The 18,786-nt window shown below is 72.0% G+C and carries 17 protein-coding genes and 1 tRNA gene; 9 read left to right on the forward strand and 9 right to left on the reverse strand.

The window, feature by feature from the left end; all coding sequences use genetic code 11:
• Positions 1–70: 70 nt before the first annotated feature.
• A complete protein-coding gene (locus AB0C96_RS28530) occupies positions 71–769 on the reverse strand; it encodes a histidine phosphatase family protein (RefSeq protein ID WP_362921147.1) in 699 nt (232 codons plus the stop codon).
• Positions 770–827: 58 nt separating this feature from the next.
• On the opposite strand from AB0C96_RS28530, the gene corA reads away from it, so the two are divergent.
• Positions 828–1,823 (forward strand): magnesium/cobalt transporter CorA, encoded by a 996-nt coding sequence (gene corA, locus AB0C96_RS28535; protein ID WP_362921148.1) that lies wholly within the window; start codon positions 828–830, stop codon positions 1,821–1,823.
• A 36-nt stretch (positions 1,824–1,859) separates the two neighbouring features.
• Here the strand turns inward: corA and AB0C96_RS28540 are convergent, their stop codons facing one another.
• Together AB0C96_RS28540 and AB0C96_RS28545 are read right to left on the reverse strand one after the other, a co-directional pair.
• Complete coding sequence (locus tag AB0C96_RS28540) at positions 1,860–2,648, reverse strand: ferritin-like domain-containing protein (protein WP_362921150.1); 789 nt, start codon at positions 2,646–2,648, stop codon at positions 1,860–1,862.
• Positions 2,649–2,943: 295 nt separating this feature from the next.
• Positions 2,944–4,008 (reverse strand): LLM class F420-dependent oxidoreductase, encoded by a 1,065-nt coding sequence (locus AB0C96_RS28545; RefSeq protein ID WP_362921152.1) that lies wholly within the window; start codon positions 4,006–4,008, stop codon positions 2,944–2,946.
• Between the two features lie 128 nt (positions 4,009–4,136).
• Between AB0C96_RS28545 and AB0C96_RS28550 the strand changes: the two genes are divergently transcribed.
• The gene (locus AB0C96_RS28550; protein ID WP_362921154.1) at positions 4,137–5,120 is read left to right on the forward strand and encodes an aldo/keto reductase; all 984 of its coding nucleotides are present in this window, start codon (positions 4,137–4,139) and stop codon (positions 5,118–5,120) included.
• Entirely contained in the window at positions 5,117–7,636 is a 2,520-nt protein-coding gene (locus tag AB0C96_RS28555; RefSeq protein ID WP_362921156.1) for a helix-hairpin-helix domain-containing protein, read from the forward strand. Before AB0C96_RS28550 ends, AB0C96_RS28555 begins: the two co-directional genes overlap by 4 nt.
• Before the next feature lie 527 nt (positions 7,637–8,163).
• Here the strand turns inward: AB0C96_RS28555 and AB0C96_RS28560 are convergent.
• Complete coding sequence (locus AB0C96_RS28560; protein ID WP_362921158.1) at positions 8,164–8,835, reverse strand: hypothetical protein; 672 nt, start codon at positions 8,833–8,835, stop codon at positions 8,164–8,166.
• Positions 8,836–8,882: 47 nt separating this feature from the next.
• On the opposite strand from AB0C96_RS28560, the gene AB0C96_RS28565 reads away from it, so the two are divergent.
• A complete protein-coding gene (locus tag AB0C96_RS28565) occupies positions 8,883–9,071 on the forward strand; it encodes a DUF5703 family protein (RefSeq protein WP_006607658.1) in 189 nt (62 codons plus the stop codon).
• Positions 9,072–9,277: 206 nt separating this feature from the next.
• Here AB0C96_RS28565 and AB0C96_RS28570 read toward each other — a convergent pair whose 3' ends face one another.
• From AB0C96_RS28570 to AB0C96_RS28580, 3 genes are all read right to left on the reverse strand, one after another.
• Entirely contained in the window at positions 9,278–10,114 is an 837-nt protein-coding gene (locus AB0C96_RS28570) for a chaplin (RefSeq protein WP_362921160.1), read from the reverse strand.
• Positions 10,115–10,296: 182 nt separating this feature from the next.
• Positions 10,297–10,530, reverse strand: a complete 234-nt coding sequence (locus tag AB0C96_RS28575) for a chaplin (RefSeq protein ID WP_362921162.1) — start codon at positions 10,528–10,530, stop codon at positions 10,297–10,299.
• A 223-nt stretch (positions 10,531–10,753) separates the two neighbouring features.
• Complete coding sequence (locus AB0C96_RS28580) at positions 10,754–12,079, reverse strand: M20/M25/M40 family metallo-hydrolase (RefSeq protein ID WP_362921164.1); 1,326 nt, start codon at positions 12,077–12,079, stop codon at positions 10,754–10,756.
• 232 nt (positions 12,080–12,311) lie between these two features.
• On the opposite strand from AB0C96_RS28580, the gene AB0C96_RS28585 reads away from it, so the two are divergent.
• From AB0C96_RS28585 to AB0C96_RS28600, 4 genes are all read left to right on the forward strand, one after another.
• Positions 12,312–12,396: transfer RNA gene (locus tag AB0C96_RS28585), tRNA-Leu, on the forward strand.
• A 141-nt stretch (positions 12,397–12,537) separates the two neighbouring features.
• A complete protein-coding gene (locus AB0C96_RS28590; RefSeq protein WP_362921166.1) occupies positions 12,538–13,488 on the forward strand; it encodes a pseudouridine synthase in 951 nt (316 codons plus the stop codon).
• A gap of 104 nt (positions 13,489–13,592) precedes the next feature.
• Positions 13,593–14,267: an HAD family hydrolase gene (locus AB0C96_RS28595; RefSeq protein WP_362921167.1), complete on the forward strand. Its 675-nt coding sequence runs from the start codon at positions 13,593–13,595 to the stop codon at positions 14,265–14,267.
• Positions 14,268–14,346: 79 nt separating this feature from the next.
• Positions 14,347–14,745, forward strand: coding sequence for an NUDIX hydrolase (locus AB0C96_RS28600; protein ID WP_362921169.1), 399 nt, complete (start codon positions 14,347–14,349; stop codon positions 14,743–14,745).
• Positions 14,746–14,781: 36 nt separating this feature from the next.
• On the opposite strand, the gene AB0C96_RS28605 is transcribed toward AB0C96_RS28600, so the two are convergent.
• Together AB0C96_RS28605 and AB0C96_RS28610 are read right to left on the reverse strand one after the other, a co-directional pair.
• Positions 14,782–16,407, reverse strand: a complete 1,626-nt coding sequence (locus tag AB0C96_RS28605; protein ID WP_362921170.1) for an ABC-F family ATP-binding cassette domain-containing protein — start codon at positions 16,405–16,407, stop codon at positions 14,782–14,784.
• Between the two features lie 332 nt (positions 16,408–16,739).
• Positions 16,740–18,176, reverse strand: coding sequence for a cytochrome P450 (locus AB0C96_RS28610; RefSeq protein ID WP_362921172.1), 1,437 nt, complete (start codon positions 18,174–18,176; stop codon positions 16,740–16,742).
• Between the two features lie 86 nt (positions 18,177–18,262).
• Between AB0C96_RS28610 and AB0C96_RS28615 the strand changes: the two genes are divergently transcribed.
• Positions 18,263–18,667, forward strand: a complete 405-nt coding sequence (locus tag AB0C96_RS28615) for a (2Fe-2S) ferredoxin domain-containing protein (RefSeq protein ID WP_362921173.1) — start codon at positions 18,263–18,265, stop codon at positions 18,665–18,667.
• The last annotated feature ends 119 nt before the right edge of the window (positions 18,668–18,786 follow it).

Genomic DNA, 18,786 nt, shown 5'->3' on the forward strand with positions numbered 1-18,786 from the left:
CGCTGCACGTCCTGCGGAGGGCAGGGGCGTGGCGGGCAGCGCCGTCGCACCACCCTACTGCGCGGACTGATCACGCTGCGCCCGCACCACCGCCGACGGCCGCGTCCCGGGCGTCCGCGGCGCTGCCGCCGTCCTCCCGGGGCACCAGGGAGCCGAAGTCGCCGGTGTCGCCCAGCCGCACGAGGTAGGGGCGCAGCCGGGTGTAGCGGATCACGGTGATCGAGCAGGGCTCGACGGAGATCCGCTGGAAGAGGTCGAGGTGCAGGCCGAGTGCGTCGGCTACCAGCGCCTTGATGATGTCGCCGTGGGAGCACATGGCGTAGGTCGCTTCGGGGCCGTGCGTCTCCTCGACGCGGGTGTTCCAGTCGCGTACCGCGTCCACCGCGCGGGCCTGCATGGCCCGCATCGTCTCGCCGCCGGGGAAGGCGGCCGCGGAGGCGTGCTGCTGGACGACCTCCATCAGCGGCTCGTCGTTGAGCTCGGCGAGTTTGCGGCCGGACCAGTCGCCGTAGTCGCATTCGGTGATCCGGTCCTCGATGTGCAGCGTCAGCCGGGGACGGGCGTCCAGCAGGGGCTGCACGGTCTCCCGGCAGCGTTGCAGCGGGCTGGAGACGACGGCGGCCAGCGGCACCCGTGCCAGCCGGGCGGGCAGCGCGGCGGACTGGGCGGCGCCGCGTTCGTCGAGGGCGACGCCGGGGGTCCGTCCGGCGAGCACGCCGGCGGTGTTGGCGGTGGAGCGGCCGTGCCGCACCAGGATCAGCGTGGGCATGACCGCCAGCCTACGTTCGGGGTCGTCTTCCTGGCAGGTGGCGGGGGTACGCGCGAGAATGCCTGGTGTGATCGTGGACTGCGCCATCTACCGGGAGGGCCGCCGCGCGGAGTGCGCGACGGACTTCTCGGACGCCCTGGAGGCGGCGCGGGCCGAGGGCCACTCCTTCATGTGGCTGGGCATGCACGAGCCGACGGAGGACGAGTTCGCGCTCGTCAGCAGCGAGTTCGCGCTGCATCCGCTGGCGGTCGAGGACGCGCTCAAGGCGCACCAGCGGCCGAAGCTGGAGGTCTACGACGACTCGCTGTTCGTGGTGCTGAAGCCGATCACCTACGACGTGCAGGCCGACACGGTGACCGCGTCGGAGCTGATGGTCTTCGTGGGCGACTCGTTCGTGGTGACGGTGCGGCACGGGGAGGCCAGTCCGCTGCGCGCGGTGCGGCACCGGCTGGAGGAGCACCCGGAGATCCTGCGGCACGGCCCGGGCGCGGTGCTGTACGCGGTCAGTGACGCGGTGGTCGACCACTACATCGAGGTGGCCGCCGAACTCCAGCTGGACCTGGAGGAGTTGGAGGCGGAGGTGTTCGCTCCGGTACGGGGGCGGGACACCCGGAACACCGCCGCCGAGATCTACGTCTTCAAGCGTGAGGTGATGGAGTTCCGGCGGGCGACGGGTCCGTTGGCGGAGCCGATGGCGCGCCTGCAGAACCCGGGGGTGCCGTTCATCCACGACCACGCGCGGCCGTTCTTCCGCGACGTCGAGGACCATCTCACCCGCGCCAACGAGTCGGTCGAGGGTCTGGACCGACTGCTCTCGGACATTCTCTCCGCCCATCTGGCGCAGATGGGCGTGCGGCAGAACGACGACATGCGCAAGATCTCGGCCTGGGCGGCGCTGGCGGCCGTCCCCACCCTGATCGCCGGGGTCTACGGCATGAACTTCACCTTCATGCCGGAGCTCAAGTGGCATCTGGGGTATCCGGCGATCCTGGTGCTGATGGTGCTCATCGAGGTGTCGCTGTACCGGTTGTTCAAGCGCCGCGGCTGGCTGTGACCCCGCGCGGCGCACCGCCTCTGGGGGTGCGGCGGCTCAGGCGAACTCGGGTGCGGAGGTGGTCGGGCCGCCCAGCGCGTTGCGCCGCTCGGGCATCCGGAGGGTGACCATCCGCCGCCAGCCGACCAGCCGCTCGTAGCTGTACATCGCCCGGATCGCGGCGGCGAGCACCGCGGACTTCGGCTTCGGCCAGTGCAGGATGCGTCCCATGTGGTCCATCACGGCCAGGCTGACGTCCCGGTAGACGGCGATCTCGGCGCGTGCGCAGTCGTGCAGGATCCGCTGGATGGTGCGGCCGTGTCCGGCGCGGGCCAGTCGCAGCAGCTCCTCGTGGCAGTAGGCGAGGTGGTTGTCCTCGTCGTGGGAGATCATCCTGATCGCCTTGCCCACCTCGGGGTGGTCGCCGAAGTGCCTCTTGAGCATCACCATCTGGTCGGCGGCGCGCTGCTCGGTGACCCGGCTGTGCGCGAGGTAGGTGATGATGTCGAGCTCGGTGAGCGGCTCGTCGCGGCGCAGCTTGTCGTGCGCCAGGCCGATGCCCCGGCGCTCCAGCAGCATGGTGTAGTCGGTCGCTTCGGGGACGTGGGTGGGGGTCAGTCCGCGGCGGCGCATCAGGGCCTGGAAGATCCGTCCGTGCTTGTCCTCGTCGGCGCCGTGCCGGGTGACCTTGGGCGCCAGATCGCGCATGGACGCGGGCAGCAGTGCGGCGATCCGGCCGTTCTCCCAGCCACCCTGGGCCTCGCCGCTGGCCGCGATGGAACAGAACAGACGGTAGGAGTTGTCGTTGTCGACGATCTCCTGGAACAGGCTTCGGGCCGAGAACATCTGAGCCACCTCCGAATGCACACACCCGTAAAGAAAAAGTCAAGTGGTGTGTGCTGTTCGCGGCAACTGGAGGGGGCGCCCGTTCGTCCGTTGGAACGAGGCGGGACCGGTGGCGGGGCGTAACCCGCCGCGCACCGTGGCGTTGTGCAGCCCGACGGCCGTGGCGGGGAGGATCCCCCGAGCCCCCACCACGGCCGCGGGTCCGCCGGGCCCGGCGCTCCGGGCGCCGGGCCCTCCTTGTTGGTCCCGCAGGCCCTCCCGGCCCACCCACGGGCTCCCTGCGGCCCGTCCTCGACTACGCCAGTCCGGCGCGCTCCAGGGCCTCCACTCCGGCCCGCAGCGAGGCCAGCCGCTCCTCCAGGGTGAAGCCGGCCGGCGCCAGCGTCAGGGTGGTCACGCCGGCCGCCGCGTAGGCCTGCATCCGGTCGGCGATCCGCGCGACGGAGCCGAGCAGCGTGGTCTGGTCGATCAGCCGCTCCGGGATGGCGGCGGCGGCGCCGTCCCTGTCGCCGGACAGGTACTTGTCCTGGATCTCGGCGGCTTCCTTCTCGTAGCCCATGCGCTGGGCGAGCCGGTTGTAGAAGTTCTGCTTCCGGCTGCCCATCCCGCCGACGTACAGCGCGGTGTACGGGCGGAACATGTCGGCGAGCGCGCCGATGTCCCCGTCACCGTTCCCGGGGCCGACGGCCAGCGGCAGCGTCGGGCAGATGTCGAAGCCGTCGAGCGTCCGGCCCGCCTTCTCCCGGCCGGCGCGCAGGTGCGCGACGGCGGTCTCCTCCAGGTGGTCCGCGGACGGGAAGATCAGCAGTGCGCCGTCGGCGATCTCGCCGGTCTGCTCCAGGTTCTTGGGGCCGATCGCGGCGATGTAGAGCGGGATGTGCGGGCGCTCGGGGTGGACGGTGAGCTTGAGCGGCTTGCCGGGGCCGCCGGGCAGCGGCAGCGTCCAGTGCTCGCCCTCGTAGGACAGCCGCTCGCGGCTCATCGCCTTGCGGACGATGTCCACGTACTCGCGGGTGCGGGCCAGCGGCTTGTCGAACCTGACGCCGTACCAGCCCTCGGAGACCTGCGGCCCGGAGACGCCGAGGCCGAGCCGAAACCGGCCCCTGGAGAGGGAGTCCAGGGTCGCGGCGGTCATCGCGGTCATCGCGGGGGTACGCGCCGGGATCTGGAAGATCGCCGAGCCGATGTCGATCCGCTCGGTCTGGGCGGCGACCCAGGAGAGCACGGTGGCGGCGTCGGAACCGTAGGCCTCGGCGGCCCAGCAGACGGCGTAGCCGAGGCGGTCGGCCTCCTGCGCCACCGCGAGATTGTCGGAGTCCATCCCGGCGCCCCAGTAGCCGAGGTTGATGCCAAGCCTCATGCCGCTCCCCTTACCGATCAGTAACGTCGTTGTCGCGGGGGACTGTAGCGCGCACCGCCGCGAGCCGTCACCGGCGGGTTGTCCACAGGTCCCCTGATCCCGGGCCACGGCGCGTAATCTCAGGCCCCATGGAGCAAAGGCACCTCGGCCGAACGGGCCTTCGCGTGTCCCGGCTCGGGCTCGGCACCCTGAACTGGGCCCGCGACACGGACGAGCAGGAAGCCGCCGACCAGCTCAAGGCGTTCTGGGAGGCCGGCGGCACCCTCGTGGACACCGCCGACATCTACGCCGACGGCGGCGCCGAATACCTCCTGGGCCGGCTCACGGAGAGCCTCGTCCCCCGCGACGACCTGGTGATCGTCACCAAGGCCGGCAGCGTCCTGGAGGCGGACCGCCGCGTCGACGGCTCCCGGCGCCATCTCCTCGCCGCCCTGGACGCGTCCCTGGAACGGCTCGGCACCGACTACGTCGACCTGTGGCAGCTGCACGCCCACGACCCGCACACGCCCCTGGACGAGACGCTCCAGGCCCTCGACCTCGCCGTCACCAGCGGCCGCGCACGCTACGTCGGGGCGGCGAACTTCTCCGGCTGGCAGCTCGCCAAGGCCGCGACCTGGCAGCTCGCCGCGCCCGGCATACGCAATCGGCTGGCCGGCACACAGATGGAGTACTCCCTGCTCCAGCGCGGCATCGAACGCGAGGTGCTGCCCGCGGCGCTCGACCTCGGCATCGGCGTACTGCCGTCCTCCCCCCTCGGCAGGGGCGTGCTCACCGGCAAGTACCGCCACGCCACCCCGGCGGACTCGCGCGGCGCCTCGGACCACCTGGCGGCGTTCGTCGCGCCGTACCTCGACGAGACGGCGGGCCGGGTCGTCGAGGCGGTGGCGACCGCCGCCGACGGACTGGCCGTCACCCCCCTCCAGGTCGCGCTGTCCTGGGTCCGCGACCGCCCCGGAGTGACCGCCCCGATCCTGGGAGCGCGCACGGCGCAGCAGCTCAGAGCGGCATTGTCAGTGGAGACCCTTAGTCTTCCTGACGAAATCTGCCGGGCGCTGGACGATGTGTCGGCTCCGGTGCACCGCTACCCCGATCACGACTGGAGCACGCTGTGAGTACCGACCGCCTCGCCGGCGAAACCCCGCCCGAGCAGGAGGGCGCGGCCGGGACCGCGGACGCCCGCAGCGCGGATGCCGCGGCGGGGAACGAGCAGACCACGCAGCCCGCACCGGCCAAGGCGAGCGCGGCGGCGCTGGCGGCGGCCGTACGCGCCGTGGAGAGCGGTGAGCGCTCGGCGGCCTCCTTCTTCACCGAGGCCCCCCGCCCCACCCGGCCGGCCGGCCCCGCCGCCGGCCCCGCCGGTAACGCCCCGGCCGGTGGCCACCCCGCACCGCAGGCCGGGCCCGCCGCGACCACACCGCAGGTGACCCGGCAGCGCCCGGCCCACGCCACCGACGCCGGCGAGGGCCCGGCCCGCCCCTCCGCGCCGGACGCCACCGCTCCCGGGCCCGCCGGCACCACTCCGGCCGGCGTCCCGGCGACCGCTCCCCCACCCCGCCCCACGGCCCCCGGCCTCGACGGCGTACGGCAGGTCCTCGCCGCGGGCGGCGCCCCCGAGTCGCTGGCCGAGCGGACCGCCGAGGTGCTCGGGGAGCGGGCCGCCGAGGCCCTCGGCGAAGACCCCTGGCAGCTGCTCGCCGTTCCCGGAGTCCGCCCCGAACAGGCCGACGGCTTCGCCCGGGCGCTGCTCGGCGCCGCGGCCGGACCGGGCGACGAACGGCGCGCACAGGCGTTGGTCGGCTGGCTGCTGGAACAGGCCGCCCTCGCCGGACACTCCGCCCTGGAAGCGGCCGCGCTCCGCGCCGCCCTCGCCCAGCGCTCGGTGCCCGACCCCGACGAGGCCCTACAGACCGCGATCACGGACGGCTCGGTGCTGGTCTTCCAGGACGCCATCGACGAACCGGGCCGGGCCCGCCCCACCACACCCGACGACGAGGACGAGGAACAGCCGGTTCGGGTCCTCCTCGGCCTGGACCGCTACGCCATGGCCGAGGAGAGCGTCGCCGACGGCCTGGCCCGGCTGCTCAACACCTTCGAACCCTCCGAGTCCGTCGATTTCGAGCCCTCCGAGACCTTCGATCCCGCCACCGCCCCCGAACCGTCCACGACCGCGGGGACGGCCCCCGCCACGGGCGCCGACGACGACACCGGCGACGCCCACGACGACACCGGCGACGCCGAGGACAGGGACGGCGACGGCGAGGACGGGGACACCAGCCCCCAGGACGGTGACGGAAACGCCGGGGACGGAACCGGCAACGCCGAAGGGCCGGCCGGCGCCGACGCGATCCACGCCCCGGACGCCGATGAGGACACCGCCCGCTCCCCCATGCGCCCCTCCCCCTCCGCCGCCGACTGGGAGGCCGCGGCCGTCGCCGCGCCCTCGCCGTCCGCCGCAGAGCTGATCCGCGCCGCCGCCCACAGCGGACTGGTGACCCACACGGGCGCCGAGGCGGCCCGCGCCGAACCCGCCGCACTGATCGCCGCGGCCCGTTCACTGGGCCTGCGGGCTTACGGCGCCGCCCACACCGACGACGGCCGCCGGCGCCTGGCCGCCCACCTCACCGAGAGCGCACCGAACGAACCCGCCGAGGACCTCGACGCGGCAGCCGTGACCGTATCGGGCCTGCTCTCCGGCCGGCAGGGCCCCGGCCGGGACGCGGACGGCGCCCTCGCCCTCGACCTCCTGGTGGTGCTGGACGCCCCACAACTCGACCTGGAAACCGCCGCGCTGCTCGTCGAATCGCTGACCGACAGCACCCGCCTGGTCCTCAGCGGCGACCCCGGCGTCCTGTGGTCCGCCGGCCCCGGCCGGCTCTTCGCCGACCTCCTCACGGCGCGCTTCTGCCCCCAGGTCTCCTCCCGCACGCCGGACTTCGGCCCGATCGGCGAACTGGTCTCGGGCATCGGCATCGGCGAACTCAGCGAGGTCGAGGCGCCCGGCAAGGAAGTGGTGATCGTCCCGGTGCGGGACGCCGGCGAGGCGGTGCACCGCACCGCCCAACTGGTCGCCGACTCCGTGCCCCGGGCGCTCGGCATCCCCGCCGACCAGACCCAGGTCATCACGGTCGGCCACGGCGGCGCGGCCGGTACCCGCGCTCTCAACACCGCCCTGAAGGAACGCCTCAACCCCGGCCCCGGCCGCTTCGGCGGCTTCGACCCCGGCGACCGCATCGCCTACACCCCGGCCCCCGGCCGTACGATCCCCGGCACGGTCACCGGCGCCGACGCCTCGGGTCTCCATCTGGACTGCGCCGGCTCAGCCGTCGTCGTACCCCGCGAGCAGGTGGGAGCAGGAGCCGTACGCCACGGTTGGGCACTCACCGCCCACCAAGCGGCCGGCACACGCTGGCCGGCGGCCGTGGTCGTCCTCCCCGGCGACGCGGCCGGCGGCCTGACCCGGGCCTGGGTCTACACGGCCTTCAGCCGCGGCGAGCGCCACCTCTCCGTCGTCCAGGGCGCCGACCAGGCACTACCGCGCGCCGTCGCCGAAGTCCCCGCCAAGGAACGCACCACCCGCCTGCGCACCCTCCTCCAGCACCAAACCCCCCACCCCGAACCAACCCCATAACTCCGCCCCACCCGCTCATCCGCTCATCCACTCACCCACTCACCCACTCACCCACCCAAACTACAGACGGCAACAACAGGCCCGGAACTAATAACTCTCCGTAATCGTTGCCGTAATAAGGAACCGCGGCGCCCCACAGGCCAACCACGCCCACCCCGCTCCACCCGCCCCTGCCCGAGGCCGCACCGAGTCGGGCAGCCCGGGTATGCCGGACAGGTCGACCCGGTCGGCCAGGTCGACGAGGTCGGCGAGGTCGGCCAGGGCCTCAACAACACTGGGGGCGGTGCAGGGGCACCGCCCCCACACCGCCCCCAGCCACAGGCCGCGCGCTCGGGACTCCCAGCCCGGAGCCCGAAGTACAGGATTCCAAGGCGTGAGCCCGAAGTTCAGAGTTCGGGGTTCAGAGTTCGAGAGTTCGTGGTTCCGGCCCGGAGCACAGAGTCGAAGCCCCAAACGCGGAACCCGGAGCCCGGAACTGATCACTCAGCCCCAGACTCCGCCGTCCCTTCTCCCCTCGCGACCGACCCTCACCCCTCGTGGTCGAGCGGCTCCAACACGTCGTCGCCGAGTTCCTCGTCGAAGACTGCGCTGACGTCGAAACGGCACACCACCCGCTGGGGATCCGCCTGATCGAACGGTGCCGACAGCCACTCCCCGGGCTCGGCCGGGTCGTCGGTGGCCGCCACCCACAGCGTGGAGTCGCCCTCCTCCAGGCCGAACTCCTTGTGCCGGGAGGCGATCTCGTCCGGTTCGAACTCGCCGAACAGGACGCCGAGCGCCGCATGCACGCTGCTGCCGACGACCGCGGCGGCATCGGCGCCGTTGCCCACGGCGCCGTCGGCGGCGTCCGGGTCGAGGTCGGCGATGCGCTGGGCCTGGTGCAGTAGCCGCTGCGGTTCCGCGACGGTGTAGTCGCGCCGGATCAGCACGCTCAGGGCACTCGGTTCCTCGGGGCCCGCGTAGGCGGGCAGGGTGTCGCTCCCGGGGATCTCGAAGGGGGTGACCTCGTCGTAGGTGTCGTAGAGCAGCTCGTCGTAGAGCTCGGCGGCCGCGGCGAGCTCGTCGAACGCGGCGTAGACGGCCGGGTCGTCCTGCCCCGAGCGGCGTTCGACCGCGTCGAGGTGACGGTCCAGCGCGGCTTTGACCGCTTCGGCGGCGGCACGTACCTCGGCAGCGGAGGGCTGCGCAGCATCAGACATAGTGCAGACGCTATCCGTACCGGGGCCGGTCCCGCACAATAGATGCGATGCCGGAATACGAATTCTGCGATGTGTACGTGCCCCGGGGGGTTTCCCGGAAGGCCGCCACTCGCCTGCTGACCGACCATGCCGAGTACGGACACTGGGAGTTGGACCGACTGCGCCTGAATCCGGACGGTAGCCGCAAGGTGCGGCTGCGTCGCCGGATCATCCGCCAACTGCGCGCCACGTGGTGAGTGCCTCCGGCGTGTGAGCGGTGTTCGGCGGTGAGCGGAGTTCAATGGGCCTGCGGTCAGGTGCGCGGGGGTGTGGTCACACGGGCGTGCGGTCGAGCGTGCGGTCAGGCGTGTGAGCAGGGAAGAGCGGGCCCCGTTGGGACGGGGCCCGCTCTGTGGTGCGCGGGTGCGCTGTGTGTCGTGATCAGCACGCTAGGTGCGGCTGATCATCGGCGGGCGATGCGTGCCTTGCGGTAGAGCACCGCGCCGCCGAGCAGCAGTCCGGCACTGGCCGGGACTGCGTAGCCGAGCGCTCCGGCTCCGGTGTGCGCGAGCTGCGCGCCCGGTGCGTGGGGCGTTGCGGCCTGGGCGTGCGGCGCGGTCTGTGGCCGCACTCCCGGGGTGTTCTGGGTGTGCTGGGTGTTCTGCCGGTCACCGTGGTGCGGGGTGTCCGGGTGGTGGGCCTTCCCCGAGTGGGGTGACGTACCGGGGTGGTGGGGAGTGCCCGGCTGGCCCGGGTGCCCGGGGTGCCCGGGGTGACCCGGGTGACCCGGGTGGCCGGGGTGGTGCTGGTGGCCCGGGGTGGCCGGCGAGCCGTTGGCGCAGCCGTTGTCGGACGTGGGGTTGAGCAGTCCCACGACGTCGACGGTGTTGCCGCAGACGTTGACCGGTACGTGGACCGGGGCCTGGATGTTGTTGCCGGAGGCGATGCCGGGTGAGTGGGCTGTGCTGCCGGTGGCGCCGGAACCGCCGTGGTTCCCACCGTGGTTCTGATGTCCCCCTTGGTGTCCCCCCTGGTGGCCCCCGTGGTGGTGACCGCCGGCGTCGTTGGCGCAGCGGTTGCCGAACGTGGGGTTGAGCAGCCCGACGACGTTGACGGTGTTGCCGCAGACGTTGACCGGTACGTCGACCGGGGCCTGGACGTTGTTGCCGGAGGCCACTCCGGGCGAGTCGACCGCGCTTCCGGCGGCCCTGGCGTCCGCGTGTGCGTAGCCTGCGGCCGCGGCGAGTACGCCGCCTGCTGCCGCCATGGTGATCAGGCCCTTGCGTGCGACCTGTCTCATAGGTAGTTCCCCTGCCTCGTGCGTTACAGGAATGCGTGCGGGTGGTGAGGCCCGTGGTGAGTCCACGGGGGCCACCCGTCCACCGAAATACCCAGCGGCTCCGGAATGCATGGCATGCATTTCGGAGCCGAACCGGATCAGACCCTTACGGGTGCGATGACGACGTCACCTGACGTCAGAAGTCACTTGTTGGTGCAGGTGTTGCCGAAGGTGGGGTTGAGCAGCCCGACCACGGAGATCGTGTTGCCGCAGACGTTCACCGGTACGTGGACCGGGGCCTGGACGACGTTGCCCGACGCGATGCCGGGAGAGTGCACGGCAGCACCCTGGGCACCCGCGTCGGCAACGGCCAGACCGGCGCCGGCGAGCGTGAGGCCGCCGGCGACCGTCACCGCAGCGACGATCTTCTTGATCATTGTTCCTCCTTGTGGGCACAAGCGGTCCCATGCCGCGGACCGCACACCCTGCAACGAGGAAAAGGCCTTTGAAGCTACGAACACATCAGAGTGTTCATCCTTTTCGGCGAAGCCGGCGCGAACGGCAGGAAATCCACGCCGGTTTGGGCCCGCGCCACGGGTCGGGCCCGCGCCGTGGGCCGGGGGCACGTGTTGAGGGGATCTGCGGGTGCCACCGCGGGCGTCAGCTCTGGTCGATGAACCGGTCGAGGACCCGCACGCCGAACTTCAGTCCGTCCACCGGAACCCGCTCGTCGACGCCGTGGAACATTCCGGCGAAGTCCAGCTCCGGCGGCAGCTTCAGCGGGGCGAAGCCGAATCCGCGGATGCCCAGGTCGTCGAACGACTTGGCGTCCGTGCCGGCCGAGAGCATGTACGGGACGGCCCGTGCGATGGGGTCCTCGGCCTGGAGTGCGGACTGCATCGCGTCCACGAGGGCCCCGTCGAAGGTCGTCTCCAGCGCCTTGTCGGCGTGCACGTCCTCGCGCTTGACGCGGGGGCCGAGGATGCGGTCCAGGTCGGCCAGGAACTCCTCTTCGTAGCCGGGCAGGAACCGTCCGTCGACGTGGGCGGTGGCCTGTCCGGGGATCACGTTGACCTTGTAGCCGGCGCCGAGTTGGGTCGGGTTGGCGGTGTTGCGCAGCGAGGCGCCGATCAGTTTGGCGATGCCGCCGAGTTTGGCGAGGGTGTCGTCCATGTTCTCGGGGTCGAGTTCGGTGCCCAGGGCGTCGCCGAGCTCGTCCAGGAAGCCCCGGAGCGTCTTGGTCACGCGTACCGGGAACTGGTGGCGGCCCAACCGTCCGACGGCTTCGGAGAGTTCGGTGATCGCGTTGTCCTTGTGGATCATCGAACCGTGTCCGGCGGATCCGTCCACGGTCAGCTTCATCCAGTGCATGCCCTTCTGGGCGGTCTCGATGAGGTACAGCCGCAGTTGTTCGTTGACCGTGAACGAGAAGCCGCCGACCTCGCTGATCGCTTCGGTGACGCCCTCGAACAGCTCCGGGTGGTTGTCGACGAGGTAGCGCGCGCCGTAGGTGCCGCCCGCCTCCTCGTCGGCGAGGAACGCCAGGACGATGTCGCGCGGTGGCTTGCGCCCGGTGCGCAGCCGGTCCCGGACGACGGCCAGCGTCATGGCGTCCATGTCCTTCATGTCGACCGCGCCGCGGCCCCAGACGCACCCGTCGGCGATCTCTCCCGAGAAGGGGTGGTGGGTCCAGTCGTCGGCGTTGGCCGGGACGACGTCGGTGTGGCCGTGGATGAGGAGGGCGGGGCGTGTGGGGTCCTCGCCCGCGATCCGGGCGACGGTCGAGGCGCGGCCCTTGTGGGATTCGAAGATCTTCGGTTCCAGGCCGACCTCGGCGAGCTTCTCGGCGACGTACTCGGCGGCGGCCCGCTCTCCCGGGCCGGAGTGGTCGCCGTAGTTGCTGGTGTCGATCCTGATGAGGTCCCGGCACAGGTCGACCACCTCGTCCTCGCCGGTGACCGTACGGGCCGGCTGCGACTCGCTCACACTGCCTCCTCTTGGTTCACGGCCGCGTCGCGCGCCGGGGGGGCGCGGTCCGCGGCGGGGGGGTCCACTGCCATCCTCCACCCGCCGGGCGCTGTGCCCAAGGCCGCAATGTTGCCGACATGCCCTGGTCACAGGCGTTTCCCGGGCCGGGCGTGCGGGTGATCGACCACCGCCGAAGGTTTGCTATTGTTTTCCACGTCGGAACGGCGCAGGCCGGATCGGCAGACACCTTGTCCGGGTGGCGGAATGGCAGACGCGCTAGCTTGAGGTGCTAGTGCCCTTTATCGGGCGTGGGGGTTCAAGTCCCCCCTCGGACACTTTTCATCACCAGATGCCCGCCTAGGCCCCGCCCAGGCGGGCATTTGGCGGTTTGTGCTCCGGGCGGGGCGTGAGGGCACCGCCGGGCCCGGAGGCCGTTGCCCGAGAGATCGCCGCCCGAGCCGAGGTGTGCCACCGCCATGAGACGTAGATCCCCCGTTCCGTCGGCTCCGCTTCCGCAGCGTGCGGGGGTGGATCCGGTGCGGGTGCGGTTGCCTGCGGATCCGGGTGGGGTGTGGGGGACGGTGGGGGATCACCTGGTGGACCGGTTCCGGGGGGCGGTGGGGGCCGGCCGGGTGGCGGAGATGTTGGCGGAGGGGCGGTTCGTCGGGGCGGACGGGGTGCTGAGTGGGCGCGAGCCGTATGCGGCGGGGCGGTTTGTGTGGTTCCACCGGGATTTCGCGCCGGAGGTCGTGGTGCCGTTCGAGGTGGGGGTGGTGTATCGGGACGAGCGGATCGTGGTCGCCGACAAGCCGCACTTCCTGGCGACGATTCCACGGGGGCGGCATGTGACGCAGACGGCGCTGGCGCGGCTGCGGCAGGAGTTGGGGGTGCCGACGTTGCAGCCGGCGCACCGGTTGGACCGGTTGACGGCGGGGTTGGTCCTGTTCGTGGTGCGGCCGGAGGACCGGGGGGCGTATCAGGGGCTGTTCGCGGGGCGGCGGGTGCGCAAGGAGTACGAGGCGGTGGCGGCGTACAACGGGGCGGCGGCGCTGCCGGTGACGGTGCGCAGTCGGATCGTGAAGGAGCGGGGGGTGCCGGCGGCGCGGGAGGTGGCGGGGGCGGTGAATGCGGAGAGCCGGGTGGAGTTGGTGGCGCGGCGGGGCGGGTTGGGGCGGTTCCGGCTGGTGCCGGTGACGGGGCGGACGCATCAGCTGCGGGTGCACATGAGTGGGCTGGGGCTGCCGATCCTTCATGATCCGCTGTATCCGGCGGGTGCGGTGGCGGGGGCTGGTGGGTCGGAGGACTTCTCGGCGCCGTTGCAGTTGTTGGCGAGGGTGTTGGAGTTCACCGATCCGTTGGACGGGCGGGTGCGGCGGTTCGAGAGTGCGCGGCGGTTGGCGGCGTGGGAGGGCGGGCCGGTGGCCTGAGGTGGGGGTGCTGGGGGTCTCCCCCCGCGGTATTTGCGGTGCGGGTGGGAGGGGTGGGTGCGTAGGGTGCGCGGGTCGTCGGTGTGTGGGAGGGGTGCGGTCCGATGTTGATCTTCGATGCGGATGACACGTTGTGGGAGAACAACGTGATCTTCGAGCGGGTCATCGACGAGTTCCTGGACTGGATGGCGGGTCCGGGGCTCGATCGGGCGGGGGTGCGGGAGGTGCTCGACGGGATCGAGGCGGCGAACGCGGTGACGCTCGGGTACGGCAGCAGGGTGTTCCTGCACAGTCTGCGGGAGTGTGTGGAGCGGTTGCGGGGGCGGGCGGTGACGGCCGGGGAGGCGGCGCGGATCTCCGGGTGGGCGGCGGCCTTCGAGGGGGATGGGGTGGAGCTGATCGCGGGGGTGGCGCAGACGCTGGCGGAGTTGGCGCGGCGACACGCGTTGGTGTTGTTGACCAAGGGGGACGTGGCGGAGCAGGAGCGGAAGGTGGCGGCGTCGGGGCTGGCCGGGAACTTCCGTGGGGTGCACATCGTGGCGGAGAAGAACGTGGCCACGTATGAGGAGCTGGTGCGGGCCTATGACGTGGTGCCGTCGTCGGCGTGGATGATCGGGAACTCCCCCAAGTCGGATATTTTGCCGGCGCGTTCGGCGGGTCTCAATGCGGTGTTCATTCCGCATGACCACACGTGGGTGCTGGAGCACGCCGAGGTCGATCCCAAGGACGCCGGGGTGTTGCGGCTGTCGGCGTTCGGGGAGTTGCTGAAGCACTTCTGAGTCGAAGCGCTTCTGAGTCGGGTGGTCGGTCGAGGGGAGCGTCGTGGTGGAGGTGGGTGTGCGGCCGAAGGTGTCGTGCGTGTTCGTGTGTCATGACGGTGCGGGGCGGGTCTTGCTGGCGCGGCGGGCCGCGGGGGCTCGGGACGAGCCGGGGACGTGGGACTGCGGTGCCGGGGCGCTGGAGTTCGGTGAGACGTTCGAGGCGGCCGTGGTGCGGGAGGTGCAGGAGGAGTACGGGGTGCGGCCGCTCGATGTCGAGCAGATCGGGGTGCGCAATGTGCTGCGCGGGGACCCGGTGGAGTCGCACTGGGTCGCGGTGGTGTTCGCGGTGCGGGTGGATCCGGGTGGGGTGCGGATCGGGGAGCCGGAGAAGTTCGATGCGCTGGTGTGGTGTGCGCCGGACGCGTTGCCGGTGCCGTTGCATTCGCAGTGTGCGGAGAGTCTGGCGCTGTTCGGGTCGTTTGTGTCGGGTGGGTAGGCGGTGCCGGTGCCGGCCGGCACCGCCGGGCGGTGGTTACTGCGGTTCGGTGTCGGTCAGTTCACCGTCGTGGAGGGCGAGCCAGCGGGTGATGCCGAGTTCCTTCAGGAACGGCAGGTCGTGGCTGACGACGAGGAGGGCGCCCTCGTAGGACTCCAGGGCGGTGACCAGGCGGCGGACCGAGGCCATGTCGAGGTTGTTGGTGGGTTCGTCGAGCATCAGGAGTTGCGGGGCGGGTTCGGCGAGCATCAGGGCGGCGAGGGAGGCGCGGAAGCGTTCGCCGCCGGAGAGGGTGCCGGCGGGTTGGTCGGCGCGGGCGCCGGTGAACAGGAAGCGGGCGAGCCGGGCCCGGATGCGGTTGTTGGTGGCGTCGGGGGCGAAGCGGGCGACGTTCTCGACGACGGTGCGGGTGTCGTCGAGGATGTCCAGCCGCTGGGGGAGGTAGCGGTGCGGGACGTGGGTGTGTGCCGTTCCGTTCCGTGGGGGGAGATCGCCGGCGAGGGTGCGCAGCAGGGTGGTCTTGCCGGAGCCGTTGCGGCCGGTGAGTGCGATCCGTTCGGGGCCGCGGACCTCCAGCTCGGCGTGGGTGCCGTGGCGGGTCCGTAGGGCTTGCAGGGTGAGGACGGTGCGGCCGGGCGGGACGGCGGTGTGCGGGAGGTCGATGCGGATCTCGTCGTCGTCGCGGACCGCTTCGGTGGCCTGGTCGAGGCGTTCGCGGGCTTCTTTGAGGCGTTCGGTGTGCAGGTTGCGGTGTTTGCCGGCGGATACCTGTGCTTCTCGTTTGCGGGCGTTCATGACGATCTTGGGTTCGCGTTTGGTGGCGTACATCTTGTTGCCGTAGCGGACTCGGCGGGCCAGTTTGACGTGGGCGTCGGCGAGTTCGCGTTTCTGTCGTTGGACGTCGGCCTCGGCGGCGCGGACGGTGCGCTCGGCGGCTTCCTGCTCGATGGCGAGGGCGTCCTCGTAGGCGCTGAAGTTGCCGCCGTACCAGTGGATCTCTCCGTTGCGGAGGTCGGCGATCCGGTCGACGAGTTGGAGGAGTTCACGGTCGTGGCTGACGACGACGAGGATGCCGTGCCAGCCGGCGACGGCTGCGTGGAGTCGTTGCCGGGCGGGTCGGTCGAGGTTGTTGGTGGGTTCGTCGAGGAGGAGGACGTCGGGGCGGCGCAGCAGCAGGGCGGCGAGGCGCAGCAGGACGGATTCGCCGCCGGAGACGTCGCCGACGGTGCGGTCGAGGTCGATGCCGGTCAGTCCGAGCTGGTCGAGGGTGGCGCGGGCGCGTTCCTCGACGTCCCAGTCGTCGCCGAGGGTGGTGAAGTGTTCTTCGGCGGCGTCGCCGTTCTCGATGGCGTGCAGGGCGGCGCGGATGTGGGCGATGCCGAGGGCCTGGTCGACGCGGAGGTGGGTGTCGAGGGGGGCGTGCTGGGGGAGGTAGCCGATGTCGCCGGTGACCTTGATGCTGCCTGCGGTGGGGGTGAGTTCGCCGGCGATCAGTTTCAACAGGGTTGATTTTCCTGATCCGTTGAGGCCGATGAGGCCGGTGCGGCCGGGGCCGACGGTGAGGTGGAAGTCGTCGAGGACGGGGGTGCCGTCGGGCCAGGTGAAGCCGAGGCCGGTGCAGACGAGGGAGCGGCCGGCGGCGGGCGTGGTGGGCTGTGACATACGGGTCTCCTGGGCGCGTGGGTGGGTGTGGGGCTGCGCAGAGACACCGCGGTGGGGACGTCGAGGCTCGCCGGGTATGCCGTGCGGCACTCCGAGGTCGCAGACAGGGCCGCGCGATGCGGGGCATGCGCGGGCGCGGTGTCTCAAGACCTCAGAAGAGCAACGGCCTTCTCCAATCGGCGGCGGTGGGACCGGTGATGACCGTAGAGGAGGCACCGCCGAAATGCAAACGCTATTTTCGTTGCGTTTGAGTGAGGGGGCGTGGGCTTCGGGTGGGCGGGGCGGCCCGGCGCGATCGGTTCACTACCGCCGGCGGGCCGCCCGCCCCCGTCCTACTCCCCCGCCCCGTCGCGCGGCCGCAGCCGTACCCGGGCCGGGCCGGTGGCCTGGAGGGTGATCCCGGCGGCCACCGACACCTCCTGGTCGACGGCCTCCAGTTCGTAGGCGCGGAGCAGGGTGGCCAGTGCCAGGACCGACTCCAGCATCGAGAAGTGCTGGCCGATGCAGGCCCGCGGGCCGCCGCCGAACGGGAACCAGGCGTAGCGGTGCCGTTCGGCCTCCCGCTCGGGTGCGAAGCGCCGCGGGTCGAAGCGCTCCGGGTCCTCCCAGAGCGCCGGGTTGCGGTGGGTGACCCACGAGGCGACGACCACGTCGGCGCCGGCCGGGATGTGGTACCCGCCGATCTCGGTGGCGGCCACCGCCCGGCGGCTGACGACCGGGGCCGCCGGGTACAGCCGCATGGACTCCTTCAGCGCCTGCGTCAGGTACGGCAGCCGGTCGAGGTCGGCGGCGGTGGGGGTGCGGTCGGCGAGGACGCGGTCGATCTCCGCGCGGACGGTGGCCTGTTCGTCGGGGTGCCGGGCGAGGAGGTGGAGGGTGAAGGCGAGTGAGGTGGCGGTGGTCTCGTGCCCGGCGAGCAGGAAGATCAGGACCTGTTCGCGGAGCTCGGTGGCGTCCAGGGTGCCGTCCTCGTCGTTGCCGGCGGCGGACAGCAAGGACAGCAGGTCGTCGCCGTGCGGGTCGGCCGGGTCGCCGACCGGGTCGTCGGCCGGCCGGGACGCGGCCCGGCGGTCCGCGATGATCCGGTCGCACAGGGCGTTCAGCTCGTCGGTGGCGGCCCGCGCACGCAGGTTGCCGGGCGTGGGCCAGTGGCGCGGGAGCTTCACGGGGACGTAGCCGCGCTGGACTACGTAGGCGTTGATGACCGGGGCGCAGCGGTGGATGGCGTCCACGGCCTCCTCGGCGTCCAGGCCGAACAGGATCCGGGCGACGGTGCGCAGCGCGAGGCGGTTCATCTCGGGGACCAGGTCGACGGTGCCGTCGCGGGCGGTGCGCCAGCGCTCGGCGAGGGTGGCGGCCTCGGTCGTCACGGCGGAGGCGTAGCCGTCCACCCGGCGCTTGGTGAACAGCGGCTGCACCAGGCGGCGTTGTCGGAGGTAGTCGTCGTCCTGGCTGGTGAGCAGGCCGTTGCCGAAGGACTGCCGGACCTCCTCGTAGAGCGGGTGGTCCTTGCGGAAGTTGGCGGCCTGGGAGGCGAGGATCTGCTGGACGCCCTCGGGGGAGAAGACGGCGTGGAAGACGCTGCGCAGCCCGGGCGGGCCTGCCTGGAGGCGTATCACGTCGCCGTGGGCGCGCTGGGCGCGGAGGAAGGTGGCGAGGGAGTCGTGCCGCAGGTCGAGCATCGAGCCGAGCAGGGGCAGGCCAGTCGGGCCGGGGATGTGCGTCCGGGCCACGGAGCCGGGCTGGGGGTGGGACTCGGTTAGGGACATGCTGGGATCTCTATCCCGTCGGGGCCCGTTCCCATGCCACGGTGCGGCCGGAATCCGCCTCGGGTGGCCCGCGTACCATGGGCCGGATGATCAACGAGCGTGCTGGCCGGGCGGGCTCCGCGGCGGCCCCGTGCCGGGTCACGGTGTGCCGTGGCTGCTGCTGCGGCGATCCGGCGAAGATTCCGGGTGTCGACCACCAGGGGCAGATACCGCGGCTGCGGGCCGCGCTGGACGGGGCGGCGCCGGTGCGGGCCTCGGAGTGCCTGGACGTGTGCGACCAGGCGAACGTGGTGGTGGTGCAGCCGTCGGCGGCGGGCCGGGCCGCGGGCGGGCGCCCGGTGTGGCTGGGGCTGGTCAACGACGACGAGGCGCTGGCGGACATCGCGGCCTGGATCCGGGCCGGCGGGCCGGGCCTCGCGGAGCCGCCGGGGGTGCTCGACCTGTACGCGATCACGGTGTCGCGGCGGGTGCGGGAGGGGCTGACGGGCTGACGGGCGCCGAGCGCCCGCGCGGGCGGGGTGGCCCGGATCCCCGCGGAACCGGTTACCGGATTCTTACGGAAGGGAGCCCGGGCGCGCACCGCGGTGCCGACTGGTGTTGGCTGGGGGCA

The sequence above is a fragment of the Streptomyces sp. NPDC048506 genome (assembly GCF_040651315.1).
Taxonomy (GTDB): Bacteria; Actinomycetota; Actinomycetes; order Streptomycetales; family Streptomycetaceae; genus Streptomyces.